General features: G+C 46.4%; 20 protein-coding genes. 12 read left to right on the plus strand and 8 right to left on the minus strand.

Translation table 11 applies throughout. The features are described from left to right. The first annotated feature begins 164 nt into the window (after positions 1-164). From dapB to ACOCLE_RS24500, 5 genes are all read left to right on the plus strand, one after another. Positions 165-968: a 4-hydroxy-tetrahydrodipicolinate reductase gene (dapB, locus tag ACOCLE_RS24480; RefSeq protein ID WP_419534634.1), complete on the plus strand. Its 804-nt coding sequence runs from the start codon at positions 165-167 to the stop codon at positions 966-968. 229 nt (positions 969-1,197) lie between these two features. Further along, positions 1,198-2,328, plus strand: coding sequence for a glutamine-hydrolyzing carbamoyl-phosphate synthase small subunit (gene carA, locus ACOCLE_RS24485; protein ID WP_419534635.1), 1,131 nt, complete (start codon positions 1,198-1,200; stop codon positions 2,326-2,328). A 27-nt stretch (positions 2,329-2,355) separates the two neighbouring features. Continuing rightward, a complete protein-coding gene (gene carB / locus ACOCLE_RS24490; protein ID WP_419534636.1) occupies positions 2,356-5,601 on the plus strand; it encodes a carbamoyl-phosphate synthase large subunit in 3,246 nt (1,081 codons plus the stop codon). Further along, positions 5,598-6,074: a transcription elongation factor GreA gene (gene greA / locus ACOCLE_RS24495; RefSeq protein WP_419534637.1), complete on the plus strand. Its 477-nt coding sequence runs from the start codon at positions 5,598-5,600 to the stop codon at positions 6,072-6,074. The genes carB and greA overlap by 4 nt, the downstream gene beginning before the upstream one ends. A gap of 149 nt (positions 6,075-6,223) precedes the next feature. Continuing rightward, entirely contained in the window at positions 6,224-7,048 is an 825-nt protein-coding gene (locus tag ACOCLE_RS24500) for a M55 family metallopeptidase (RefSeq protein WP_419534638.1), read from the plus strand. 45 nt (positions 7,049-7,093) lie between these two features. Here the strand turns inward: ACOCLE_RS24500 and ACOCLE_RS24505 are convergent, their stop codons facing one another. Continuing rightward, positions 7,094-7,708, minus strand: a complete 615-nt coding sequence (locus ACOCLE_RS24505; protein ID WP_419534639.1) for a trimeric intracellular cation channel family protein — start codon at positions 7,706-7,708, stop codon at positions 7,094-7,096. Between the two features lie 344 nt (positions 7,709-8,052). Between ACOCLE_RS24505 and ACOCLE_RS24510 the strand changes: the two genes are divergently transcribed. Both ACOCLE_RS24510 and ACOCLE_RS24515 read left to right on the plus strand, forming a co-directional pair. Then, a complete protein-coding gene (locus tag ACOCLE_RS24510) occupies positions 8,053-9,228 on the plus strand; it encodes a hypothetical protein (protein ID WP_419534640.1) in 1,176 nt (391 codons plus the stop codon). 185 nt (positions 9,229-9,413) lie between these two features. Continuing rightward, positions 9,414-10,481, plus strand: a complete 1,068-nt coding sequence (locus tag ACOCLE_RS24515; RefSeq protein WP_419534641.1) for a hypothetical protein — start codon at positions 9,414-9,416, stop codon at positions 10,479-10,481. Positions 10,482-10,523: 42 nt separating this feature from the next. Here ACOCLE_RS24515 and uvrA read toward each other — a convergent pair whose 3' ends face one another. The 3 genes from uvrA to ACOCLE_RS24530 form a co-directional block, all read right to left on the minus strand. Further along, entirely contained in the window at positions 10,524-13,349 is a 2,826-nt protein-coding gene (gene uvrA, locus ACOCLE_RS24520; protein WP_419534642.1) for an excinuclease ABC subunit UvrA, read from the minus strand. Positions 13,350-13,396: 47 nt separating this feature from the next. Continuing rightward, the gene (locus tag ACOCLE_RS24525) at positions 13,397-14,242 is read right to left on the minus strand and encodes a hypothetical protein (protein ID WP_419534643.1); all 846 of its coding nucleotides are present in this window, start codon (positions 14,240-14,242) and stop codon (positions 13,397-13,399) included. Positions 14,243-14,347: 105 nt separating this feature from the next. After that, positions 14,348-14,980 carry a hypothetical protein gene (locus tag ACOCLE_RS24530; RefSeq protein WP_419534644.1) on the minus strand — a complete coding sequence of 211 codons (633 nt, stop codon included), beginning with the start codon at positions 14,978-14,980 and terminating at the stop codon, positions 14,348-14,350. Between the two features lie 458 nt (positions 14,981-15,438). On the opposite strand from ACOCLE_RS24530, the gene ACOCLE_RS24535 reads away from it, so the two are divergent. The 3 genes from ACOCLE_RS24535 to ACOCLE_RS24545 all read left to right on the plus strand — a co-directional run bounded on the left by ACOCLE_RS24535 (position 15,439) and on the right by ACOCLE_RS24545 (position 18,122). Then, positions 15,439-16,782 (plus strand): MFS transporter, encoded by a 1,344-nt coding sequence (locus ACOCLE_RS24535; protein ID WP_419534645.1) that lies wholly within the window; start codon positions 15,439-15,441, stop codon positions 16,780-16,782. Positions 16,783-17,005: 223 nt separating this feature from the next. Beyond that, a complete protein-coding gene (gene ssb / locus ACOCLE_RS24540; RefSeq protein WP_419534646.1) occupies positions 17,006-17,560 on the plus strand; it encodes a single-stranded DNA-binding protein in 555 nt (184 codons plus the stop codon). Continuing rightward, positions 17,544-18,122 (plus strand): 5-formyltetrahydrofolate cyclo-ligase, encoded by a 579-nt coding sequence (locus ACOCLE_RS24545; RefSeq protein ID WP_419534647.1) that lies wholly within the window; start codon positions 17,544-17,546, stop codon positions 18,120-18,122. Before ssb ends, ACOCLE_RS24545 begins: the two co-directional genes overlap by 17 nt. 96 nt (positions 18,123-18,218) lie before the next feature. Here ACOCLE_RS24545 and ACOCLE_RS24550 read toward each other — a convergent pair whose 3' ends face one another. Next, on the minus strand, positions 18,219-19,046 hold the full coding sequence (locus ACOCLE_RS24550; protein WP_419534648.1) for an SDR family oxidoreductase: 828 nt from the start codon (positions 19,044-19,046) through the stop codon (positions 18,219-18,221). 296 nt (positions 19,047-19,342) lie between these two features. Then, positions 19,343-20,296, minus strand: a complete 954-nt coding sequence (locus tag ACOCLE_RS24555) for a hypothetical protein (protein ID WP_419534649.1) — start codon at positions 20,294-20,296, stop codon at positions 19,343-19,345. 906 nt (positions 20,297-21,202) lie between these two features. Here ACOCLE_RS24555 and ACOCLE_RS24560 point away from each other — a divergent pair. Both ACOCLE_RS24560 and ACOCLE_RS24565 read left to right on the plus strand, forming a co-directional pair. Further along, positions 21,203-21,937 (plus strand): copper homeostasis protein CutC, encoded by a 735-nt coding sequence (locus tag ACOCLE_RS24560; RefSeq protein ID WP_419534650.1) that lies wholly within the window; start codon positions 21,203-21,205, stop codon positions 21,935-21,937. A gap of 152 nt (positions 21,938-22,089) precedes the next feature. Beyond that, positions 22,090-22,980: a hypothetical protein gene (locus ACOCLE_RS24565; protein ID WP_419534651.1), complete on the plus strand. Its 891-nt coding sequence runs from the start codon at positions 22,090-22,092 to the stop codon at positions 22,978-22,980. Between the two features lie 50 nt (positions 22,981-23,030). On the opposite strand, the gene ACOCLE_RS24570 is transcribed toward ACOCLE_RS24565, so the two are convergent. Both ACOCLE_RS24570 and rep read right to left on the minus strand, forming a co-directional pair. Beyond that, positions 23,031-23,420 (minus strand): Dabb family protein, encoded by a 390-nt coding sequence (locus ACOCLE_RS24570; RefSeq protein WP_419534652.1) that lies wholly within the window; start codon positions 23,418-23,420, stop codon positions 23,031-23,033. A gap of 173 nt (positions 23,421-23,593) precedes the next feature. Beyond that, a complete protein-coding gene (gene rep / locus ACOCLE_RS24575; RefSeq protein WP_419534653.1) occupies positions 23,594-25,606 on the minus strand; it encodes a DNA helicase Rep in 2,013 nt (670 codons plus the stop codon). Positions 25,607-25,672: the final 66 nt, after the last annotated feature.

Below are 25,672 nucleotides of genomic sequence, written 5' to 3' on the forward strand. Positions count from 1 at the left end.
AACCTGTAACTTTTAAGAAATAGACTTGGGGTGCAGGTTATCGTTTTTTCCTTAAAAAATAAAAGCTGGATTGGTATTTTTTGCGCCTAGCTTGCTGTTTATGCGTAGTCCGATAGACTACGGACGATTTATTGCAATCGATTTAAAACCAGAGGGAATGTGACGTGACCAGAGTTGCCGTTGTGGGTGCCGCCGGAAGAATGGGGCGAATGCTTGTGGAAGCCGTTGCCGCTGATGAGCAGTGCCAGCTGGGAGCAGCCATCGTTAAATCTGGCGATAGCCTGCTGGGTGTGGATGCGGGAGATCTGGTGGGCGTTGGCACATTGAATGTTTCCCTTACTGATGATCTGGCTGTGGCCATCGATGACTTCGATGTTCTGATCGATTTCACCACCCCTGAATTGACCATGCAGAATGTTGAACTGTGCCGACAGCATGGCAAAGGCGTTGTGATTGGCACCACAGGCTTGAGTAATGATCAGAAGGCGGAGCTGGCTAAAGCGGCAGAAGATACGGCCATTGTTTTTGCGCCCAATATGAGCATCGGGGTTAACCTGGTATTCAAGCTTCTGGAGATGGCTGCAAAGGTGCTGGGTGATGATGCAGATATTGAGGTAATTGAGGCTCACCATCGTCACAAGGTGGACTCACCTTCTGGAACAGCGCTGAAAATGGGTGAAGTGGTGGCAGACACGCTGGGGCGTGATTTGCAGAAGTGTGCTGTTTACGGTCGAGAAGGCTATACCGGACCAAGAGATCGTGAAACCATTGGTTTTGCTACTGTCCGAGCCGGTGATGTGATTGGTGATCATACGGTGCTGTTTGCCTGTGAAGGTGAGCGTGTGGAGGTAACCCACAAAGCCAGCAGTCGTGTGATTTACGCCCGTGGTTCATTACGTGCAGTTCGCTTTATATCTGACAAACAGTGCGGCCTGTTCGATATGCAGGATGTGCTGGGTCTGAAGTAAGATTATGAGATTTGAATGACCGTTCAGAATTAATGATGGACAAGCTCGATGTGTTGTGATTAAATGCGAAAAATTTGCATTGGATTTATGGTGCTGACGACAGAATGCGTGATCAAGAGCGAGATGGTTTTTTAAAACATCTCGCTTTTTTTGGGTCTGCAAACTGGAGGGCATAAAGCATCATAGCGTTCAGGCATAAGACGCTCAGGTTCAAGTTCGGGAGGATCCTTTGACTAAGACGGCTGTTTTAGCTCTGGAAGATGGCAGTATTTTCCGGGGAATCGCCATCGGTATTGATGGTGAGACCAGTGGTGAGGTGGTTTTTAACACGGCAATGACCGGTTATCAGGAAATTCTCACCGACCCTTCCTATTCCCGCCAGATCGTTACACTAACCTATCCCCATATTGGTAATACCGGTATTACTCCGGAAGATGAAGAATCTCCAGAAATTCATGCTGCAGGCCTGGTCATTAAAGACCTGCCACTGCTGGCCAGCAACTGGCGCAGCAAAATGCCACTGGATGAATATCTGAAGTCCCGCAATATTGTGGCTATCGCCGGTATTGATACCCGCAGGTTGACCCGGATTCTTCGGGAAAAAGGTGCTCAAAATGGTTGTATCATGGCAGGTGACTCTGTCGATGAAGCCAAAGCACTGGCTAAGGCTCGTGAATTCCCAGGCCTGAAAGGCATGGATCTGGCAAAAGAAGTGACCACTGACCAGCCTTACGTCTGGACAGAAGGCGTCTGGAGCCTTGAGACCGACAGCCATGCCGAAGTGACGGACCTGCCTTTCCACGTAGTGGCTTACGATTTTGGTGTTAAGAGAAATATTCTGCGCATGCTGGCTCAGCGTGGCTGCCGGCTGACTGTCGTGCCCGCCAAAACACCGGCCAAAGAGGTTTTGGCTCTGAATCCGGATGGTGTTTTCCTCTCTAACGGTCCTGGTGACCCCGAGCCTTGCGATTACGCCATTTCCGCCATCAAGGACATTCTGGAGACGTCTCTGCCTGTGTTTGGTATCTGTCTGGGTCACCAGCTGCTGGCACTGGCCAGTGGTGCCAAGACCGAGAAGATGAAATTCGGTCACCACGGCGCCAACCATCCGGTTCAGGATCTCAAGACCGGTCAGGTCATGATTACCAGCCAGAACCATGGTTTTGCAGTAGCCGAAGACTCTCTGCCAGAAAACCTGAAAGCAACCCATAAGTCACTGTTTGATGGCAGTCTGCAGGGTATTGAGCGGACAGACCGTCCCGCTTTCAGCTTCCAGGGGCACCCTGAAGCAAGCCCAGGCCCACACGATGTTGCCGGGCTGTTTGATCGTTTTGTTGAGATGCTGAAGGCAGCGAAGTAACCAACCCCGTTTTGATGTGAGAGAAAGATGCCAAAACGTACTGATATTGAAAGTATTCTGATACTCGGGGCTGGTCCAATTATTATCGGCCAGGCCTGTGAATTTGACTATTCTGGAGCGCAGGCCTGTAAAGCGCTGAAGGAAGAGGGGTACCGGGTCATCCTGGTGAACTCCAACCCTGCGACGATTATGACCGACCCGGCCATGGCGGACTCAACCTATATTGAGCCGATCCGCTGGGAGACCGTTGAAAAAATTATTGAAAAAGAGCGCCCTGACGCGATTCTCCCAACCATGGGTGGCCAGACTGCACTGAACTGTGCCCTGGATCTTTTCCATAAAGGTGTTCTGGAAAAGTATGGCGTGACCATGATTGGTGCCAACCAGCAGGCGATCGATAAGGCAGAAGATCGTCAGCTGTTTGATCAGGCCATGAAAAATATCGGTCTGGAAACGCCTCGCTCCGGTATTGCCCATACCATGGAAGAAGCCCGTGCCGTTCTGGATCAGGTTGGCTTCCCCTGTATCATTCGTCCGTCGTTTACTATGGGCGGAACCGGTGGCGGTATTGCCTACAACAAAGAAGAGTTTGAAGAGATCTGCTTCCGTGGTCTCGACCTTTCTCCAACCAATGAGCTGCTGATTGATGAGTCGCTGATTGGCTGGAAAGAGTACGAGATGGAAGTGGTTCGTGATCGCAATGATAACTGCATCATTGTCTGCGCCATTGAAAACTTTGATCCCATGGGTGTTCACACCGGTGACTCCATTACTGTCGCGCCGGCCCAGACGCTGACCGATAAGGAATACCAGATCATGCGTAACGCATCCATTGCGGTACTGCGTGAGATTGGTGTGGAAACCGGTGGTTCTAACGTACAGTTCGGTATCTGTCCTGATACTGGCCGTATGGTGGTCATTGAGATGAACCCACGGGTATCCCGCTCATCTGCTCTGGCGTCCAAAGCGACCGGTTTCCCGATTGCCCGTGTTGCGGCAAAACTGGCGGTGGGTTACACTCTGGATGAGCTGAGCAATGAAATCACCGGTGGTGTGGTTCCTGCCTCCTTTGAGCCATCCATCGATTACGTGGTTACCAAAATCCCTCGCTTTGCCTTTGAGAAGTTCCCTCAGGCTGATGACCGTCTGACTACTCAGATGAAGTCTGTGGGTGAAGTCATGGCCATTGGTCGCTCATTCCAGGAGTCTGTGCAGAAAGCCCTGCGTGGTCTGGAAACCGGTGCTACTGGTTTCAACTCCATGTTTGATTTCAAACTGGATGCCTGCTCTGATGCTGAGCGTGAAGATGCACTGACCAGAATTCGTCGTGAACTGGTGACGCCTAAAGCGGATCGTATCTACTACGTTGCTGACGCCTTCCGTGCTGGTATGACTCTGGAAGAGATCTTTGCTGAGTGCATGATCGATCCATGGTTCCTGGTACAGATTCAGGATCTGGTGAATGAAGAAGCGGTACTGGCGGGAGAAACACTGGCCTCTCTGTCCAAAGAGCGCCTGTTCCGTCTGAAGCAGAAAGGCTTCAGTGATGCGCGCATGGCCGAACTGCTGGGTATTAAAGAAGCAGAGGTTCGGAACTATCGTCGTGAACAACAGGTCAAGCCGGTCTATAAGCGTGTGGATACCTGTGCGGCAGAATTCCAGTCGACGACAGCGTACATGTACTCCTCCTATGACGAAGAGTGTGAGGCAGAACCTTCTGACCGTGAAAAAATCATGGTTATTGGCGGTGGCCCAAACCGTATCGGTCAGGGTATTGAATTTGACTATTGCTGTGTACATGCAGCACTGGCAGCAAGGGAAGACGGTTACGAAACCATTATGGTTAACTGTAACCCAGAGACCGTTTCTACCGATTATGACACCTCCGACCGACTCTACTTTGAGCCGGTAACCCTGGAAGACGTGCTGGCCATCATTGATGTTGAGAAGCCGACTGGAGTGATTGTTCAGTACGGTGGTCAGACACCGCTGAAACTGGCGCGTGCCCTTGAAGCCGAAGGTGTGCCGATTATCGGTACCAGCCCTGAAGCGATTGACCGTGCAGAAGATCGTGAGCGCTTCCAGCAGATGATCCAGAAGCTGGGTCTGTTGCAGCCTGCTAACGCGACGGTTCGCAGTGAAGAGGAAGCGGTAGCAAAAGCTGCAGAGATTGGTTATCCACTGGTTGTACGTCCATCCTATGTTCTGGGTGGTCGTGCGATGGAAATCGTTGCCGGCGAAGACGAGCTGGTTCGCTACATGAAGAGCGCGGTACAGGTCTCTAACGACAGTCCGGTGCTGTTGGACTACTTCCTGAACCGTGCGGTAGAAGTGGACGTTGATGCGGTCTGTGATGGTGAGCGTGTGGTTATTGGTGCAATCATGCAGCACATCGAGCAGGCTGGTATTCACTCCGGTGACTCCAGCTGCTCTCTGCCGCCTTACAGCCTGAACCGTCGTCATCAGGACGAAATCCGTGAACAGGTTCGTGCCATGGCTCTCGAACTGGGGGTAGTGGGTCTGATGAACGTACAGTTGGCCATTCAGGATGACCAGATCTACGTGATTGAGGTGAACCCAAGGGCTTCCCGTACCGTCCCATTTGTATCCAAGTGCATTGGTCACTCGCTGGCCAAGATCGCAGCACGGGTCATGATGGGCAAAACACTGGAAGAGCTGAACTTTACTACTGAGATTGTTCCGCCATACTACAGTGTCAAAGAAGCTGTTTTCCCATTCAATAAGTTTCCGGGTGTGGATCCGATTCTCGGTCCAGAGATGAAATCGACCGGTGAAGTGATGGGGGTGGGGGCTACCTTCCCTGAAGCGTTCCATAAGGCACAGCTGGCAGAGAATATGCAGCTGCCAAGCGGTGGTAAGGTGATTCTTACGGTGCGCGACTTCGATAAGCCTGAAGTCCCCATGATTGCCCGCCTGTTGATGGATATCGGCTTTGAGCTGCTGGCCACGTCTGGCACTGCGAAGGTGATTGAAGAAGCTGGTTTGCCGGTTACCACCATCAACAAAGTGCATCAGGGAAGACCGCATCTGGTGGACATGATTGTCAATGGTGATATAGCCTTCATGATCAATACTACTGAAGGTCGTCAGGCCATTGCCGATTCTTACCTGATCCGTCGCTCCGCATTGACCAATAAGGTGCTATATACAACCACCATGGCGGGAGCAGAAGCGATTGCACGTTCGATCGCCTTTGGATCAGAAAGATTGGTCAGACGGCTTCAGGATCTACACGAAGGTAACGTTGGATGAAAAGAATTCCTATGACGGTGGAGGGAGAAAAAGCCCTCCGTGAGGAACTGGCTCATTTGAAGGGGGTAGAGCGTCCACGTATTTCTGCGGCGATTGCAGAAGCACGGGAGCTTGGAGACCTTAAGGAGAATGCCGAATACCATGCTGCCCGTGAGCAGCAGAGCTTTGCCGAGGGGCGCATCAACGAAATTGAAGCTAAGCTCTCCAATGCTCAGTTCATTGACATTACTTCCATCGCCAAAACCGGTAAGGTGCTTTTCGGTACAACTGTTGTACTGATCAATATGGAAAATGACCAGGAAGTGGAGTACAAAATTGTTGGTGATGATGAGTCGGACATCAAGGTAAACAAGATCTCCGTCAACTCGCCTATTGCCCGTGCCATGATTGGTAAAGAAGAGGGTGATGTTGTTGTGGTTAACACACCTTCTGGCGGTGTTGAGTATGAGATTGATGAAGTGAAGCATGTCTGATTAGTCAGAATCTTCACGTACTGAAAACGGCACTTTACGTGCCGTTTTTTTGTGCTTAAGAAAAACAAACTTTCCACATCATGACTTCAGTCATCACCTTCTTATTACTGAGTCGTTCATTATGGCGCCAATGTAAGGAGGGATATTGAATGAAACTGCTGATTATTGCGGATATTGAAGGTGTGGCTGGGGTCTGTTGCAGAGAGCAAGCTGTTTCCGGGAATACAGAGTATCAAATGGCTCGACAGCTGATGGTTCAGGAGGTTAATGCTGTTGTTGAGGGGGCTGTTAGATCAGGTGCTGATGAAATTACGGTTATTGACAGCCATGGGCCAATGATAAACCTCTCCATTGAAAATATATCACCACAGGCAAAGCTGGTTCAGGGTAAGCCCAGAATGCTGGGTATGATTGATGGCATTCAATATGACGATTATGACGCCTTGATGATGATTGGTGCCCACAGTGCTGCCGGTGAGTACGGTGTTCTTGCTCATACTATAAACAGCAGAGCTTTTTTAAAAGTGGAAGTGAATGGTCATGTTATGGGAGAGGTGGATCTCTATGGGAGCCTGGCTGCAGAGTTTGGGGTTCCACTGTTGATGGTTTCTGGAGATGATCACCTAGAGGCTCATGTTTCTGAAGCATTTCCAGACAGTGACTATGTTCAGGTTAAAAAAGCTCGTGGAGCCTATGCTGCAGAGAGTTTGTCTGTTTCAATGGCTAGGGAACTGCTATCAGCGGCAGCAGGTCGGTCACTGTTGAAACCGTGTCAGCCTAAAGCCGCATTTGGTCTAAAGCCACCATATAGCCTGACAGTTTCTTCTATCTCTCAAGCCCAGTCTGATCTCTATGCCCTGGTTCCAGGCGTAGAGCGTATCGCTCCCAATCAGGTGAGTTATGAAGCAGACAGTTTTAAAGCGTTGGTGACTTTGCTCAATAGTTTGTCGGCCATGAGTGCCTCTTTGCCATAAGAAGAGTCAGGCAGTACTGAAGAGCTCACTGAGGTCAGCCCATTCTTAATGGGCTGACTCTTTATAGACAAATTTGGGGAGTTCCAGCTTCAAGCGCACTGCAATCATTCGGAAAATAAAGCCAAAGACCAGTGTTGAGATGACAGTGACGGTTGGGTTTACTTCCAGCAGTTGCAGGGTGAAGTAAAAGCCAATAGAGATCAGGGCGACACTGGCGTATAGCTCTTTTCGAAAAACCAGTGGAACGTTATTACAGAGAATATCCCGGAGAATACCGCCAAACACCCCAGTAATGACTGCCATGACACTGGCAATAATATAGCCATGGCCCAGATCCAGTGTTTTCTGTGCGCCTATGATACTGAAGGTAATCAGCCCCACCGCATCCAGTACCAGAAACACTTTGAACATGTGCTTCATATAACGTTGCAGGAAAATGGTCAGGATGGCGGCTACCGTTGTAATTACGATATACATTGGGGTCTCAACCCACGTCAGTGGATAGCTACCTAGCAGCATATCTCTAACGGAGCCACCACCAATGGCCGTACAACAGGCAACAAAAATAACACCGACAGGGTCCATGCCTCTGCGTCCGGCAGAAAGTGCTCCGGTCATGGCTTCTGCCGTAATGGCTATTACATACAGGACTGTCAGCATGGCTTTATCCCTCAATCTCAAACGAACTGATTGTAGGAACCTGCTGGGTACAAAACAACGCTTAGCAGGGAAGGGCTTTCCGAAGTAGCTTGTCGAGATCTAACACTTATGCTTGTGCTTTTTCCTTAGGAGGTCGCTTATAGCCAATCATAAAATGATAGATGAGGTTTGTTGTCTATACTTGAAAGCATGATTGTTTTACCTCGTTCTAAAAATATCCTTTTATATATTGCTGTTTCACAGAGCGCCTTTTACTGACTCAATTCTAATGACCCGTCATTTATAAGTTCCCACCTTTATATTTGCTCATTCTAACCGTGATACTGATTTCTGGGAGATTTGCAATGCCCCAGCTGAAAAATAGATTACTGCTACTGACTGTTATGTTTTCTGGAGTTGGGCAGTTATTTGCCAGTACTTCACTATCGGTGCTTCCTCCAGAAGATCTTTCAAATAGCTTCAATGCTCTGGTTCGAGAGGTGAGGCCCAGCTGGTGGGGGAACTGGAGTCTGGATCTCGCCATTAAGCCGGGTGCCATCGGTGTGGTTGATACCAATACTGGAACCTTCCGATCAGCAGGGCAGCAGATCTCTAATATTTCTGTGGTCTCAGGTGTGATTTCCGAAGAGCTAAAACTGTCAACCTCTGATGTTAAAGGACCTCAGGTGGCCTCTTTTTCAATGAATGACCAGTCATCAAAAGTAAGCGTGAATACTGACCTTAAATGGCAGTTCAGCAAGCGGGGAGCGATGATGGCTCAATGGGATCTGGTGCAGGAACAAAGTTTGAAAGGGCCATTTCAGGTCATTAATGAAAATATGGACCTTTTGAAGTCTGTTGCTGCTGATATGGAGATGTACGACCCCGAAGCCGGTGCTATTTCCCAGGGGTTTGGGGTGATAACCGGTGTGCTTCTGGCCAAAAGCGGGATGAATGTTGCGTCACTTTCTGACTCTTCACAGTGGAGCATTACCGGTCAGGCAGATAGTTTGCAGAGCATGCTGGGGCGAGGCTCAGCAAAGGCTTCATACTCCAGTGCCGGCGGTGATAGTGATGTGATGAGTGTTATCTGGCCCAGTCAGCCAAACACAGCAGCCGATGATCTGGTGCCTGTCGCTTATACCTTTGCATCCATTAATGGTGAACAGATTATTCCCTATTGGATAGAAGAGATTGAAGCGTTTCAAATCATCTTTGAAAACAAAGGAAGTTACTTTGTCAAAGCAACCTTGAAATTCCAGACCCCGGAAGGTGAAAAAGAACTGCATCAGGATATTGTTGGCTTTATGACCAGAACTATGGAAAACATTCCATTGAATGCAACAGAACTAACTCTGGAAATGGAGTTTGTCGATTCAATACCCAGTACAACCGATTTTTATCATTGGGATACCCCGTTAGGCACATGGTCTACGGGTAAAAGGCATGTAGAGATTGAAGGTTGGTGGCCGGGACAGCCTTCGTTCAGCATCCAGGAAGATCGCACGAACATAACATCTTTTCGAGTCGAACTGGATTAGTGCGCAAATAATCTTGCTTAGATGCTTATTTAGTGCTGGATGAACTGACGGACATACAAATAGAGCTTTTTGGTTGGGTTTTGGCTATCAGGAACTGCTATATGTTGTTATTTGCGCGTTGCTTGATTCTTGTTTCGGGAATACTGTTTTTTAGAGAGTTACCTGCTAGCCAAAACTTGAAACCGATGGATTCTGGTTACATAACCAGAACGTTTAATCAGTTAATCCGTGAAAGCCATCCAAACTGGTGGGGGAATTTTAATCTTGATCCTCTCGTTAAGCCTGGTGCTATAGGTGTTATTGATGTTGGCAGCGGTGTTTTCCAGCCATCAGGTCAGTATCTGGGAGATTTTGAAACCATTATTTCTCCTCTCAACGAAGTGATGAAGGTATCCACTGAACATGTTCGTGAGCCTAAGCTGGTTTTAGGAGGGCGTGGGCGGCTCGCTCAGCTGGGAGATGCACAGGTTCAACTCAAGTGGGAATTCAGTCAACAGGGAGCGATGGCGTCACGCTGGATGCTTGCTGAGAAACAAAGTATTAAAGATCCCGGTAGCGTGATTAAAAAGCATATGGACTTACTGAGGGCTGTTGCCAGTTACGAGTCTATGTATGATCCGGTGGATGGTATCTCTCAGGGGTTTGGGGTGATAACCAGCGTAATTCTTGCCAGAGGGGGAATGAATCTGGCCGCTCTCAGTGATGGGGCTAACTGGAGTGTCAGTGGTCAGGCCAGTTACTTGAAGAATATGTTGACGAGCGCTGGTGGAGAAGCTGAGGCTCTTTACTCCAGTGCTGATTATGAGGGCAATATGGCCTGCTTTGTCTGGCCGGGAGAAGGAGAACCCTCTGGTACTGATCTTGTCCCTGTAGCTTATACCTTTGCCTCACTGGATGGTGAAAGGGTGATGTTGCACTGGATTCGGCCAATAGGGTCATTTCGGATGATTTTCAACAATCATGGCGATCATTATGTGGGGATTTCTGTCTCTTATTCGACACCCGCTGGTAGCAAGAAGGTTGACGTTGGGCTGCTCCCATATCTCAGGCAGGAAGTTGACAGTATACCATTGGATGCAACCAACCTGACCATGACGTTAAGCTATCTTCGTATCATGAAAACGATCCAGACTCATCGCTGGAAAACACCATTAGGTTCCTGGCCTACAGGTGACCGACATATTGATATAAAAGGCTCATGGCCAATGTATCCTTCTTTCTCTATAGAAGAAGAAGGCTATTCTTCGCAATAGGTACAAGTGTATCACCTGTACCTAGGGTGAGGTTGTGGAGTGTTAAGCAAGCATTGGTTTCAAAAAACGGCCAGTATGAGACTCTGGAATTTCCGATACAGTTTCCGGTGTGCCAGCAGCAATAATCTGGCCGCCACCATCACCACCTTCGGGTCCCAGGTCAATAATCCAGTCTGCAGTTTTGATGACATCAAGATTGTGCTCAATGACGACAACACTGTTGCCATGATCCCTTAAGCGATGGAGAACAGAGAGTAACTGCTCAATGTCGTGGAAATGCAAGCCAGTTGTCGGTTCATCCAGAATATAGAGTGTTTTACCGGTATCCCGTTTGGACAGCTCTTTAGCCAGTTTCACCCGCTGTGCTTCACCTCCTGAGAGTGTGGTGGCGTTCTGTCCGAGATGAATATAGGAGAGCCCAACATCCATCAGGGTTTGTAATTTACGTTTGACCGCTGGTATTGGGTCGAAGTATTGCAATGCTTCTTCTACCGTCATTTCGAGCACTTCGTGGATGCTCTTACCCTTATATTTCACCTCCAGTGTCTCACGATTGTATCGCTTGCCCTTACAGACATCACAGGCAACATAAATATCTGGCAGAAAGTGCATTTCTACCTTGATAACGCCATCCCCCTGGCATGCCTCGCATCGTCCACCTTTAACATTAAAACTGAAACGGCCAGGTTTATAGCCTCGTGAGCGGGCTTCCTGAGTACCGGCAAAGAGTTCGCGTATGGCTGTGAAAATTCCGGTATAGGTTGCTGGGTTCGAGCGTGGCGTGCGGCCGATGGGGCTCTGATCAATATCAATACACTTGTCAAAGTGATTAATACCGGTCAGCTTTTTATAGGGAGCCGCGGTTAGTGTCGTTGCCTTATTGAGCGCTGTGGCAGCCAGCGGATACAGTGTTCCATTGATTAAGGTGGATTTGCCAGAGCCTGAAACGCCGGTAATGCAGGTCATCAGGCCAACCGGGATTTCCAACGTAACATTTTTCAGATTATTACCGGTGCAACCACTGAGTTTCAGGGTTTTCTTTGAGTCTAGCGGTGTTCTCTTGGACGGTACATCAATCTTACGAATACCTGAGAGATATTGGCCTGTTAAAGACGCTGGTGTATCCATCACCTGTTCTGGTGTTCCCTGGGCGACGATAGCTCCACCATGGACACCTGCACCAGGACCAATGTCGATGACATGATCAGCACAGCGAATAGCATCCTCATCGTGCTCAACGACTATGACTGTATTACCCAGATCCCTCAAACGGGTCAGTGTGTTAAGAAGACGTTCATTATCCCGTTGATGTAGTCCGATACTGGGTTCGTCAAGGATATACATCACCCCGACAAGGCCAGCGCCAATCTGACTGGCTAGCCTTATTCTCTGGGCTTCACCACCGGAAAGGGTGTCTGCACTTCGGTCCAGGGTCAGGTAGTTGAGGCCAACATTCACCAGAAAGCTCAGGCGATCACAAATTTCCTTAAGTACCTTTCTGGCAATCTCTCCACGGCGACCTGGCAGGTCAAGATCCTGAAAGTAGGTCAGGGCCTTTTCAACGGGTAATTTAACCAGATCCGGCAGGCTCTCATCCTGGATGAATACGTTGCGTGCCTCTTTCCGTAAGCGGGTGCCTTTACAGGATGGGCATGGCTGAGTGCTCAGGTATTTGGCCAGTTCTTCCCGGACGGATTGTGAGTCGGTATCCCTGAAGCGTCGCTCAAAGTTGGGAATAATGCCTTCAAAGATATGCCGTTTTTTATAGACATCTCCCCGGTCATTCACGTAACTGAAATTGACTTCATCATCACCGGAACCATGAAGAATAACGTTCTGCTGTTCCGGGCTTAAGTCATCAAATGGTGTGTCAATACTGAAACCATAGTGAGCGGCCAGTGATTTCAGCAGATGAAAGTAATAAACGCTGCGGCGGTCCCAGCCACGGATTGCTCCTTCTGCAAGTGTCAGTTCGGGATGTTGTACGATGCGATCCTGGTCAAAGAACTGCTTAACACCCAGCCCATCGCAGGTAGGGCAGGCACCAGCCGGATTGTTAAAGGAAAAGAGCCGTGGCTCAAGCTCATTGAGGCTGTAACCGCATTCAGGACAGGCGAACCGTGAAGAGAAGACGATATCGTCTTTAGAGCCATCATCCATGTAGCTGACAGTAGCAAGACCATCGGTCAGCTCCAGAGCGGTTTCAAATGACTCGGAGAGGCGAAGTTGCAGATCATCGCGCACCTTAAAACGATCTACGACGACTTCGATAGTGTGCTTCTTCTTTTTATCCAGTTTGGGGGGGGTATCAAGGTCTGTGACGATTCCATTGATTCTGGCACGAATAAAACCGTTGCTTCTCAGTTCGTTGAATACATGGAGATGTTCACCTTTACGCCCTCTGACCACGGGGGCTAGGAGCATTAATTTAGTGCCTTCAGGGAGCGCCAGTACCTGATCCACCATCTGACTGACGGTTTGAGCTTCCAGTGGCAGGTGATGGGTTGGGCAGCGTGGAATGCCGGCGCGAGCGAAAAGCAGGCGGAGATAGTCATAGATTTCGGTGATGGTGCCGACCGTAGAGCGCGGATTATGACTGGTGGATTTTTGCTCAATGGATATGGCGGGTGAGAGCCCTTCGATATGATCGACATCGGGCTTTTCCATCATGGAAAGAAACTGGCGGGCATAGGCTGACAGCGACTCAACATAGCGTCGCTGACCTTCGGCATAGAGTGTATCGAATGCCAGTGATGACTTGCCGGAGCCCGACAAACCAGTGATCACAATCAGGCTGTCACGGGGCATCTCCAGGTTGATGTTCTTCAGGTTGTGTGTACGGGCGCCCTGTACGGTAATCTTTTCCACAGCCTTTTCTCCGTGCCAGTTTGGAAGCGAACGGAGTATTATAAATACTAAAAGGCTTGGCCTGTAGCAAAATAAACAAGGTTGATCAAAAACATCCATAAATGCTTGTTATAGTAAAACATTCCCCCCATCGTTTTATGCGTGGCTGGGTATTTAAAAAGTCCTGCACACTGGCAATCAAATACAATCGCAGAAAAATCCATAGCTATTGTTAATAAAGGGATAAGATGAGGCTGAGAGAATGTTTGAGAGAGCTTTTCCTGAATATAGGAGTACCAGGAATTATCTTCTTTTTCTTTTTCTTTTTCTTTTTGGGGGAGGGGTTTGTATCTAGTATCAGTTCCTTGATCACTTTCTTGATGGTTTTCTTTGGGGGATAGATAAGTACTGATTAATGGCCAGTTATGATACCCAAAGCTAGCAACGTAGTATGCTAAAAAGAAAAGTTTCACGGCAATTCTTGGGTAATTATTGCTAATGTCTTTTGTTAGTTTGTTACTGCATGGACAGCGATCCTTAAGTAACCACATGCCTAGTGCTGAGTCATATATCATATAGGTATGAAGTGCGGTGTAGGCGATATGGAGTAATGTGTTGGGCTCGAACAAAAGAGAAAATACTTCCTCATGGTTATTATCTGTTTGTATTGTGATACTGCTATATTCACTGGTCTGGAATAATGGGAGTGTACAGCCCGACGATTTTAATGATGCTATGTCCTCAAAACTGTCTTTGCTGGAAATAGAACATAATATTTCGCCATCTTCATTGGTTATTGTATATTGTGCTGTAATGGATGATATTGATGTATCTATATCACTTTCATCTGGGTAAGCTGAATTAAGCAAAATCAAAAATACAGAAATAAAAAAAACATTTACTTTTTTAATCATCAATGTGTCTCTGCTTTTGTGCGACAGGATCTGTTTGTTTTTTATTCAGTGTTTGCTCTTTTTATGGGTTGAATGACTTTATCTTAAAGCTCACTATTTTCTCTTTTAGTTGTCGAAATTATTGTCGATTGATTCACTGTTGTTTTCTTCAGTTATCGCCAGGTCACATGCCAAAATCAGTGAGTCAAGAATGACCATTAGCTTGTTGATATCAGGACGGCCATTGGTAATTGACTCTATCCACCACATGAATATATCTATCCCAATGACAAGAAGGTGAGCTTGGTAGGTTGATTTTTTAGATGTTGGACTATTATCTTCTGGATCAGATTTTTTGCTAATTGGTGAATCAGTAGTGGTTTTCGAGTCCTTATGATTCCTGCTCTCACCCCTATATTCGGGAAAGAAGTAGTTATAAACTCTGTTTTTTAGGAACGGATATAAAGTGCTTCTGGCATTATGATAAAGCCCAACGTTATAGAGTGCTGCAAATGATAGATGTTTCATGGAGTCAATTGGGTGGAGCATTATAAGAGAGGTAAAGGCAAAAGGGAGATATCTAACTAGGTTGAGAGCATGAACTCCTGTGTTAACCCACATGAGATAATACTTTGAATTGATGAAGAAGCTATTAAACCCACTCGAAGTCACTAACGTCATTTCGACATCAATGCTTTGATCTTTTCTTAATGTTTCAAGTGTACAACCTTTTGCATTTAAATCCTTACGAGTTGCCATAATATCGTTACTGTCTAGTAAGCATTCGGTCGTAGTGCCATCATGATTTTTAATCGTATATCGAGTTAAAATTCTATCATTGGAGTTAAAGTTATCCTCGCTGAGCGCAGTTAATGATTTAGAGAAAATCAATATGACCAGAGTCAGACTAATGAGTATTCTGTTAATGTAATGGGTCATTAATTGCATGCCTTTAGGAGCGACAGGGATAGTAGCCTTACCACCTCTTTCTTCCCAGTGAGTATGAAACCAAATCCTGCTTATATCGCACTTCTGAAATTTATAGTATTTATAGTTAAGTTATCTTTATCTATACAGTGGCATTTTGCCGCAGTAGAGTTCTTGGGGCTATGCAGCATCTTTCCGTGGCATCTGAGAGGAAAAGCCTGATAGACTTGCCGCGATAGCGTTTATCGATGATAACTATTAATAAAAGTTCAGGGCTTTGTTGTTATCCCATGTCATTTGTTGAATTGAAAGCAGCTGTATCCCTTACCATGGTCTTTGTCTTTCGGATGCTTGGGCTCTTCATGGTGTTGCCAGTTCTAGCGCTCTTTGCTGAAGATTTACAGGGAGCATCACCCGGCATGGTCGGTGTGGCCATTGGTGCGTATGGATTCAGCCAGGCATTGTTGCAGATTCCATTCGGCTGGCTCTCAGACCGTTGGGGAAGGAAGCCGGTTATTCTGCTGGGACTGTTTATTTTCCTGCTGGGGAGCCTTCTGGCGGCAGAAGCTACAACCATTGAAGGGATTATTGCAGGACGTATTTTGCAGGGGTGTGGCGCCATTGCCGGGGCAGTAACTGCTTTGATGGCTGACCTTACTCGTGATCAGCATCGAACCAAGGCGATGGCAATGATTGGTATGGGGATCGGTGTTGCCTTTGCCATCGCTATGGTTCTGGGACCTGTGGTGAGTAATGCCTGGGGGTTGTCTGGTCTCTTTCTCTCGAATGCTCTGATGGCTGTGGCAGCGATGCTGGTTATTCTTCTTCTGGTACCAACGCCTGTTATTAAACGGCGGGACTTAAACTGTTCTGTTGATCGTCAGGAATTGCATCAGGTTTTCACTAACCCGGATTTGCGGAGGCATATTATTGGAATCTTTGCCCTCCATTTTGTTTTGATGGCTCTCTTTGTTTTTATTCCCGAGCTGTTGAGTAAAAGTGTCGAGCGCTCTGCTCATGGTGGTATTTATCTGGCCGTCATGGGACTCTCATTTATCATGATGATCCCCCTTATCATATTCAGTGAACGTCAGCGTTTGCTCAAGCAGTGCTACTGTTTCAGTATTTTAATGCTGTTTGTTGCTTTTGCCCTTGTTTATCAAGGGGTTCTCAGTTCAACAATGTTGTTGGCAGGCTTATTTATTTTCTTTTTTGGCTTTAACTTTCTGGAAGCAACCCTGCCATCTCTGGTTAGTAAACTCGCACCTGCAGGGACTCGTGGTACCGTCATGGGGGTATACTCGACGAGCCAGTTTCTGGGTGCTGCTCTGGGTGGGAGCCTTGGTGGATTAGCCATGGAATCTGCAGGTGTTCTTGGAGCAGTAGTACTTTGTACAATTCCCACTGCCCTGTGGTGTTGGTTGTCTGTTACTATGAAACAACCACCGTATGTGAGTACTATGGTAATGGCTCTTAATCCTGAGCTTGGTGATGTCAGTTCAATGAGCGAACGGCTTGCAGGTATTGTCGGTGTTCAGGAAGTTACTGTGCTTTCAGCAGAGAAAACAGCTTATCTGAAAGTCGATAAGCAAACACTGAACTGGTCTGAGTTAAGACAGTTTGGTCAGTGCTAGCTCTGGCAATAAGGTTAATAGGAAACAGTTCAATGTGGTTCTGATAGCAAGCTGTGAGCTTGCAGAGAATAAAAGCAGGGAACCGGATGTAGAGCTGTGGTTCTAAGATAAGGTTATTAATATGGAGTGACCCTCTAGAAAAAGAGGCATTCCATGGTGTCTTCAATGAATGTATGGATTTTGAAGACGGTTTGAATTCGAATGAATATGGTGGAGAAGCTAAATGGCTCGAGGCGTTAATAAGGTAATATTGGTTGGTAACCTGGGTAATGATCCGGATGTACGTTTTACTCCCAATGGCAGCGCCGTTGCAAACCTGAGTCTGGCGACCAGTGAGTCCTGGAAGGACCGTAATACCGGTCAGCAACAGGAGAAAACGGAGTGGCACCGGGTTGTTATTTTTGGCAAGCTGGCTGAAATCGCACAACAGTACCTCCGTAAAGGATCAAAAATCTACATCGAAGGTAAGCTGCAGACACGTAAGTGGCAGGGGCAGGACGGTCAAGATCGATACACTACCGAGATTGTCGTTGACGGATTCAGTGGCCAGATGCAGATGCTGGATGGTCGTCAGGAAGGCGCTATGGGTGCACCAATGGGGGGAGGCTATCAGCAGCAGCCACCCCAACAGCAGCAGTCTTATGCTCCGCAGCAGCCACAGCAGTACGGATCACCACAACAGCAGCAACCAGCACCGTCGCATCAGCAACAATCTACACAACAACAACCACAGCCAGCCGGTGGTTTTGACGATTTTGATGATGATATCCCGTTCTGATTTAAGAGTCTCACTTCGGGAACGCCGCCGGGCATTGAGCGCTGACCAGCAGGCCAGCGCTGGCAAAATGCTTTGTGATAACCTGAGCGTGCGACCTGAGCTTACCAATAGCCAGCATATTGCGATCTATATAGCCAATGATGGTGAGATAAATCCGGACGTTCTCCGTGATTTCCTCTGGAATTCTGGTAAACAATGTTACCTGCCAGTGATTGCCCAGGGTGGTAAAGGCCTTTTGTTTGTAGAATACCTGCCAGACACTCCGTTGGTTTTGAATCGTTATGGAATCCCCGAGCCACACTTTCAGGCAGAAAGGGAGATTGCACCAGAAAAACTGGATGTTGTTTTAGTGCCATTAACCGGTTTTGACGAAGCAGGCAGGAGACTGGGAATGGGAGGTGGGTTCTATGACCGAACACTTGCCTTTACCAGGTTCTCAGAAAAACCAATACTCATTGGCTTGGCCCATGATTGTCAGAGAGTTGAAGCAATTCCTGTAGAGCACTGGGATATTCCAATGGCTGGTATTGCAACGGACCGTAAGTACTACTCAGTGCCTTAGACTGTACTCATGAAGCCTCGCAAAGTATCGATCCTATACACTGTTTTTGTCGTTTCTATTTTTACAAGTAGAAACTGCTCAAGTGGTGTAAGTACTTTACTGGTCAATATATAAGTCTGTAAAAAAGTCGGTTGTACCCGGAACAACGGCGTAATGATCAAACTCTGTAATGCCCCTTTCCCGCAGTAAATCCTCATCGATACAGTGATTTCCCGTGAACGAGGTATCACTTGTTAAGATGGCATATGCAGCATCTGCCATAATTGCGGGTTTTCTGGATAATTTGAAAAGCTCCTGCCCACCGGCTTCAAATTCAACAGCAGATGTTGCAATGGCTGTTTTTGGCCATAAGGAGTTAACTGCTATTTGCTTTGAACGAAACTCTTCAGCAAGACCCAGTGTCAGCATTGACATGGCGTACTTGGTTATTGTGTACGGAGTGTAGTCTTTGAACCATTTTTTATTGAGATTGATTGGTGGGGAGAGGTTGAGAATGTGTGCGCAATTAGACTTTTTAAGGTGAGGTAAAGCGAGCTGGCTACATAAAAGGACTGCTCGAGTATTAATTTGATGCATCAAGTCAAATCGGCTAATGGGTGTTTTTTCCGCAGAGGTCAGGCGGATAGCACCTGCATTATTGATCAGGACATCAATACCTCCAAAATGAGTTGCAGCTAGCTCTATCATGTTAGATATAGACTGCTCATCACGAACATCAAGCTGAACCGGTAATACTTTTGCCCCAGTAGAAGCAACTTCATTGGCAACAGTGTGGATGGTGCCAGGAAGCTTTGGGTGTGGGTCAGTTGTTTTTGCTGCTACAACGATGTTGGCACCGTCAGCAGCACATCGCAGAGCAATCTCTCTACCAATTCCACGACTAGCGCCAGTAATAAGTATGGTTTTATTTTTAAGCTGAGACATCTGAAGTGCTCTTTATTATTGTACCGGTGACACGAATGTCCATATTGGATTCAGCTGAGGAGAAAAACAATACAAATATTACAAAAGATAGAAAGCTCAGCTTACCGGGTGGGCAGCCCCTCTCCTAGTTTCAGGAGGAAAAGTTGGAGAGGTAGTACAATATGCTGTGCTCTATTGAATCTTTTGCTGTGCAGCCTCTATGCACAATCTAAAGGGATTTCACCCTTTTCTTTATTTAGAATATAAGAAAGAAAAGGGTGATAGACTAAAAGAGCACATAATCTCCTGGGTTGTTATTACTGAGCTAACACTTGGTTACTTACACACCCTTCCCCTGGTAGGAGCATAAATGCAGGTGTTGAATAAGATGCAAAGACTTTAGTGTATGCTTGGGGTATGTTGGTATCTGGACTAGGGTCCATCAGGCAGAAAGGAACGTCATCACCTTTTACAACAGAAACGTTAGTAGGTCCAACGTTGTATAAAGTACAGGCTCCTTTCTGAACAAGAAGTGTTGAGGTTTGTCTGCCATCCGATACCGTGACATAAAAATCAATCGGTTTTTCTGTGTAGTAGATATTTGAGGCAGTCATGAGACCGGTTATTTGTTTAACCATCAGCTGGTTGGTCAGACCTCTGCTTTTGGGAATGTAAAGGTTGTCGCCAATATGGTCAAATTGAAAGCTGTTTTGGATTGATCCCTGATTCATCAAAACACTGTCTATATACCAGCCGTCTTCAAGATTTAAATGATAAATCCCGCAGGCATAGTCATTCGCAGCAGGTAGGAGTCTTGCAGCCTGATTGTATAACAAGAAGTTCTTGAAGGAGTTGAGAAATCTAGCTGAGCCGAGATAGTCGGGCCCCCAGTTGCCGGCAAGGCTGACCACCGGTTGTCCAGCTTGAGCATGACCAGCAGGGTATGTAGGAATTCTGTTTGGGAATTTGCCTGGAGTAACACCCGGCATCCATTTAGCTATTGAGGCTAGCCAACCGTCAGGGGCTCCTCCATAACCATACATATTTGGCAGAGTACCAATACCTGCGGTTATCCAAGCGCCAAGTTCAAGCGCGGTGCCAGCCCAGGTGAGGCCTTTGTGTATGTCTTTGGTATTATCAACTTTAGTGCTTTCTGTGTCGTCTATATTACCAGGGGAGGAATTGGGTCCTGCATTGGGGTCAGGATTGGCCCATGATGTCGACAGTACTGACAATAGTAATAGTGTGGAAAAACACTTTCCTCTAAACATGCTAACCCCTTATCCGGATGGCTGTTTTAATTAAATAAACTTGACTCGATCTTAATAAAGACCAGAATCTAACGGTTGGACAGTGAGCAGGCCTTATTATTTCAAGGTCGAAATATATCTTTTTGAAATAGTGTTTTTAACTGTTTATTATTTTTAAGGCTCAGCTAGTTTTTTATCACATTTAAATAAGTAAGCTGGAATTTTAGAGCAAGTTTATGGTTGGTCAAAATGATCTTTATTTTTGTCAATTTTTTCAGAATTAATTTACATAGGTATTTTGGTACAATATTTCTAAGAGTTTCTATAGTGATAAATAAAACCATGGTCTAGTTATTATTCCTGAAAGAGGCTTGTTTTGATTTATAGGGTAATGCTTTGGTTTGTAATAGGTTGGGTGGGGATGAGGATTTTATATAGTCATTGTCATTTTTTTAGTTTTAAATTTTAAATTTATACATTTGATGGATGTTTTTTAGTGTGGATGAAGAAATGCTCTTAAGGGAATTAGTTATTGTGGCGTTTTTTCCGGTATTGTTTAATTTTTGTAGAGTTTCTACTGAATTTTCATGGGTGCTCATATAATTGTTTTTAGACTTGTTTTTATGCCTGCTAGTTATTAATTAAGGGAATATATAAATACGAATAATAGAAGGAAAGTGACGAGGGTGATTCACCAAACGTTATCTAATTCAATATTTGGTTGGTCCACTTTCTTTATAAAAAAGAACCTGGCTGAAAGAGATAGCTTAGGCCAATTGAGAGTCTGGAATTTAGATATATTAAGGTGTTTAAGTACTTTTGTTCATGTACGCTATACGACTTTCATTTTAGCCTTTCACAAGTCGGCAGACTTGAGTTTGGCGCTCCTTCAGATGATGTTGGTGCTATCTAAGTACTGGTGTGAACATGATATCCCTTGAAGTTTGTATACACAGTAAAAGTGACACATATGTGACTCACTCGGTTTCTGAGGCATGGAAAGGAGGGGCAGACAGAATTGAGCTCTGCTCCCATATGGAACAGGATGGATTAACACCTTCCATCGCGCACATAGAGTTAGCTCGAGAAGCCTTCAAGGACCGTTCCGGCCTGTTGGCGATGGTTCGCCCAACAGGCGGTGACTTTTTTTATAACCTGGACGAAATTAATTTAATGGATCGCCAGATAGTCGATGCCGCAAAAGCGGGAGTTAATGGTGTTGTCATCGGCGTACTGGATAAAGGCACAGGGTCGATTCATCGAGACTATTGCTATCAACTGGTAGAACGTGCCAGAGAATATGAATTGGCGGTCACTTTTCATAGGGCCTTTGATGCAATAGGTGACTGGAAATGTTCGTTGGATACACTGGTAGAGCTGGGGGTAGACAGAGTTTTGTCCAGCGGTATTCCATGGGGACATTCTGGTACAGCTTTGGATGGGGTTGAGCGGCTGATAGAAATGGGGAAATATGTGTCCGGGGAATTGGAAATAGTTGTTGGTGGTGGTGTATCACGTAAAAATACCGCCAAAATTCTTGCTGGCCTTCGTCCTGAAATCACAAACTTTTCGCTACATGCATACAGTGCAATGCTGGAAGCAGGAAACGTTGATTTCGAAAAGGTTCATGAGCTCAAATCGATGTTGACGGAAGAAACATGATTATAACCTGTTCTTAAACACAAACCTTCGTTATCTTTATGGGTAAGGAGAGCAGCCTGCATACCCAGAACCGAAGTTAGCAGCAACGGTTTTTAAGAGTGAGAGGTATTTGTGGGCAGGGAAGTTCAAGAAAAGCCACAAGGAAGTGGGTGATGAAACTAGTATCTGTCATTTTGGTTATGTTTTTCACTGTATCAGGGACTTTTGCCGATAATCAGTCTGAAATGTCATTCGAAAAATCAGCTGATGTTAACCACATTATTGTAGATCAGCAGGGATGGTGGCTAACAGGTATATTGACGGGTACTGTAGATGCCAGTGAGTGGGTTGATGGGGTTATCTGGAGCTCTGGCGAATTGGATATTCGTACAAACAATATTTCACAACCGGCTCGCTATCCTTCTTTTAACTATCAACTGTCCGTTATCGAGCAGTCAAATAAACACTGGAATAGTTTATTCGATGTTCAAGATTCGCAGAGCTATATTTTTGAATTCAGAAGCAAAGCATTCTGGAGCAGCCCATTCAGTTCGGAAAGTAATTTAATTCTGATAAGAACCACTAAGCCCGTTGAAAACTTCCTTGATTCACAGGCTTATAAGCAGTTCCCAGAGGGTGTGGAAGCTCAATGGGATTATCGCAATACCTGGTTTTTTCGGGAAAAGGTGTCCAGAGGGATCGTTACTCGAGTTCAGCGAATTAATCGAAGGCTATTAAGTAATCAGTGTATTATTGATGTGCACTTGGGAGGTTACCGTAATATTGCTAATTATCGAAATGAATGGATACCTCAGAAGGTTCAAATGAGTGATCAGATTCCGGGAGAAGGCATACAGGATTATCTGACATCTCGAAAAACTTACCGTTCTGTACCAAATGTTGGCCAGTTTACTACTTATAGTGAAGACCTCTGTCGATATGCGGAAGATGCAGCAGTGACAGCCCAGGAAGTCAATATTCTGTATTCAGACTTTTGGAGCTCAAGGGAAGGTTTGATTGATACAGAGATATATAGAATGTGGGTTGAGGCTCCAAGTCCATGAGCCAATTAATGATGCAGTTACTTTCGATGAAGTCTCAACCCTTGGAAGAATTAGAACTTAATGTCATAGACGACAATCTTATGGCTTAAAGGTGCAAAGTAGGTTTTTACCTTTTCTTGATGAAGTGGGTGTTTGATGTATGTATCCATACTTTTCTGATCAGCAAATGTCATTACCAGCCCAACATCAAAACTGTCATCCACTATTTTTCGATCACTGGGAACCGCAGTTCCTATCTGTAAGTCGACCAGGCCATGAATTGAACGCAGTTCTTCAGAGTGTTTGATCAGTGTAGAACGGTCTTGTGGGTCGCCTGCATTCTTCAGCCAGACCAGTACAACATGTTTTATGCCATGAACAGGAGTGGTATCTGACGTTGATGCGCACCCACCCAGCAGGGTCAGGCTAAAGAGTAAGGCCAAGCCGTATATACGCTTCATGGTTCCCTCCTGAAAATACTGTGTACAGAGTTTATTGTTCTTCAAGTAGCAATGGAACACCAGAGTTATAAAGCGTATTTACTTCTGGCTGTCAAAGCAGAAGCAGAGAGTTGTTCACTCTCTGCTTCTGTTGTTGATATCTAGAAGTGCTTTTTAGGTTCTGTTAATAGAATCTAGGCTCCAATGGACTTATACAAGGCATCCAACCCCATTTTACCCGCCATTTTTTTGGTTTCCTGACGGGAGGATTCATCAAAGCCAGTATACACCAGGTCTTCCTGTGGCAACTCATCAAGGAAGCGGCTGGGCATCGTATCAATGATCTCGCCAAACTGCTTTCTCTGCCCGGCCAGTGTCATGGTCAGTGATTTACGGGCTCGCGTAATGCCAACATAAGTAAGCCGACGCTCTTCCTCAATATTATCCTCTTCAATACTGGTCCGGTGAGGCAGCAGCTCCTCCTCCATTCCCATCATATAGACATGGGGATACTCAAGACCTTTTGAGGCATGGAGAGTCAGTAGCTGAACACGGTCAGCATCTTCCTCTTCCTCATTACGTTCCAGCATATCCCGCAAGATCAGCCGGGCAATGGCGTCTTCAACCGTTCTGTCTTCATCTCCCCGCTCCAGGGTTTGTTGAAGTGCATCCACCAGAAACCAGACATTGGCCATGCGTTTTTCAGCCTGAGCCGGTGTTGAGGAATGCTGCATCAGCCAGTTTTCATAATCAGTATCCGCAATCATTTCACGAACCACCTGCATAGGATCTTCGCTGGTTTGCAGCCGTCGTGAAACATCATCCATCCAACCGGTAAAGCGTCGGAGTCTTTCTGCATACTGAGGTGCCAGATCTTCTTCAAGGGCTGCTTCTTCACAGGCCTTATACATACTGATGTGGTGCTTGTTGGCGTAATTGCCCAGCTTCTCCAGTGTTGATGGCCCGATTTCCCGCTTTGGTGTATTCACCACCCGGAGAAAAGCGTTGTCGTCATCCTGATTAATCAGCAGGCGCAGGTAGGCCATGATGTCCTTCACTTCTGCCCGGGCAAAGAACGAGGTGCCACCATTAATATGGTAAGGAATACCATGGTGCTGAAGTTTCAGCTCCAACAGCCGCGACTGAAAATTCCCCCGGTACAGAACAGCGTAATCTTTATAGCTGTTATCGTGCCGAAGTTTGTGAGCGATGATTTCTGTGGCAATCCGCTCACACTCCATTTCGTCATTTCTGCATTTAATGACGCGAATTTCATCCCCAACACCCATCTCACTCCACAGCGTTTTTTCAAATACATGAGGGTTATTGGCAATCAAGGTATTTGCTGCCTTCAGAATGCGACTGGTGGAGCGGTAATTCTGTTCCAGCTTGATGACCTTTAAGCTGGGGTAATCTTCTTTCAGTTGTGCCAGGTTTTCTGGTTTGGCACCACGCCAGGCGTAAATGGACTGGTCATCATCACCCACTACGGTCAACTTACGGCGGTCGCCTACCAGTCGTTTGACCAGCTCATACTGAGCACCATTGGTATCCTGATACTCATCCACAAGCATATAGTGAACTTTGTCCTGCCAGCGTTGCTGAACCTCCGGGTAATTTCTGAATAACTCAACCGGTTTCATGATCAGGTCATCAAAGTCCACTGAGTTATAGGCCTTCAGCATACGGTTATAGTGTTCATAAACAATTGCTGCAGTCTGCTCCCAGGGCTGCCTTGCCATCTGTAACGCCTGGGCCGGGGTAATCAGGTCATTTTTCCAGTTAGATATACAGTGCTGAATCTGATCAACACCATTATCATCTGCAGAGGCATCCCGTTGCATCAGGTCAGTAATCAGTGATCGGGCATCCTGCTGGTCAAAAATCGAAAACCCTGGTTTGTAGCCCAGTATGTTGTACTCTCGACGGATAATATTCAGACCAAGGTTATGGAAGGTAGAAACCGTCAGTCCTGAAGAGGCTTTGCCTTTTACCAGCTTGCCAACCCGCTCTTTCATTTCCCGGGCGGCTTTGTTGGTAAAGGTAACGGCCACAATGTTTTTGGCGCTGATGCCACACTGTTGAATCAGGTACGCAATTTTGGTGGTAATAACACTGGTTTTACCACTGCCAGCTCCTGCCAGTACCAGCAGGGGCGTATCGATATATTTTACGGCCTCAGCCTGTCGATCATTGAGTCTTTGCACGCGTTCAGTTTCAGGCAAGTCATTGGAGTGAAGTCTCCCAGTATACCAAGGTTAGGGGAGTGGACG

The sequence above is a fragment of the Endozoicomonas sp. genome (assembly GCF_965196975.1).
Classification (GTDB): Bacteria; Pseudomonadota; Gammaproteobacteria; order Pseudomonadales; family Endozoicomonadaceae; genus Endozoicomonas.

What these genes read in the sequence shown, in the direction of transcription:
- ACOCLE_RS24550 (WP_419534648.1), bottom strand. Translation starts at nt 19,046, where the DNA reads ATGTCTCAGCTTAAAAATAAAACCATACTTATTACTGGCGCTAGTCGT.
- ACOCLE_RS24570 (WP_419534652.1), bottom strand. Translation starts at nt 23,420, where the DNA reads ATGAAGCGTATATACGGCTTGGCCTTACTCTTTAGCCTGACCCTGCTG.
- ACOCLE_RS24515 (WP_419534641.1), top strand. Translation starts at nt 9,414, where the DNA reads ATGGATTCTGGTTACATAACCAGAACGTTTAATCAGTTAATCCGTGAA.
- ACOCLE_RS24500 (WP_419534638.1), top strand. Translation starts at nt 6,224, where the DNA reads ATGAAACTGCTGATTATTGCGGATATTGAAGGTGTGGCTGGGGTCTGT.
- ACOCLE_RS24545 (WP_419534647.1), top strand. Translation starts at nt 17,544, where the DNA reads ATGATATCCCGTTCTGATTTAAGAGTCTCACTTCGGGAACGCCGCCGG.
- ACOCLE_RS24535 (WP_419534645.1), top strand. Translation starts at nt 15,439, where the DNA reads ATGTCATTTGTTGAATTGAAAGCAGCTGTATCCCTTACCATGGTCTTT.
- ACOCLE_RS24530 (WP_419534644.1), bottom strand. Translation starts at nt 14,980, where the DNA reads ATGGCAACTCGTAAGGATTTAAATGCAAAAGGTTGTACACTTGAAACA.
- ACOCLE_RS24510 (WP_419534640.1), top strand. Translation starts at nt 8,053, where the DNA reads ATGCCCCAGCTGAAAAATAGATTACTGCTACTGACTGTTATGTTTTCT.
- greA (WP_419534637.1), top strand. Translation starts at nt 5,598, where the DNA reads ATGAAAAGAATTCCTATGACGGTGGAGGGAGAAAAAGCCCTCCGTGAG.
- carB (WP_419534636.1), top strand. Translation starts at nt 2,356, where the DNA reads ATGCCAAAACGTACTGATATTGAAAGTATTCTGATACTCGGGGCTGGT.
- ACOCLE_RS24555 (WP_419534649.1), bottom strand. Translation starts at nt 20,296, where the DNA reads ATGTTTAGAGGAAAGTGTTTTTCCACACTATTACTATTGTCAGTACTG.
- ACOCLE_RS24565 (WP_419534651.1), top strand. Translation starts at nt 22,090, where the DNA reads ATGAAACTAGTATCTGTCATTTTGGTTATGTTTTTCACTGTATCAGGG.
- ACOCLE_RS24525 (WP_419534643.1), bottom strand. Translation starts at nt 14,242, where the DNA reads ATGATTAAAAAAGTAAATGTTTTTTTTATTTCTGTATTTTTGATTTTG.
- ssb (WP_419534646.1), top strand. Translation starts at nt 17,006, where the DNA reads ATGGCTCGAGGCGTTAATAAGGTAATATTGGTTGGTAACCTGGGTAAT.
- ACOCLE_RS24505 (WP_419534639.1), bottom strand. Translation starts at nt 7,708, where the DNA reads ATGCTGACAGTCCTGTATGTAATAGCCATTACGGCAGAAGCCATGACC.
- ACOCLE_RS24560 (WP_419534650.1), top strand. Translation starts at nt 21,203, where the DNA reads ATGATATCCCTTGAAGTTTGTATACACAGTAAAAGTGACACATATGTG.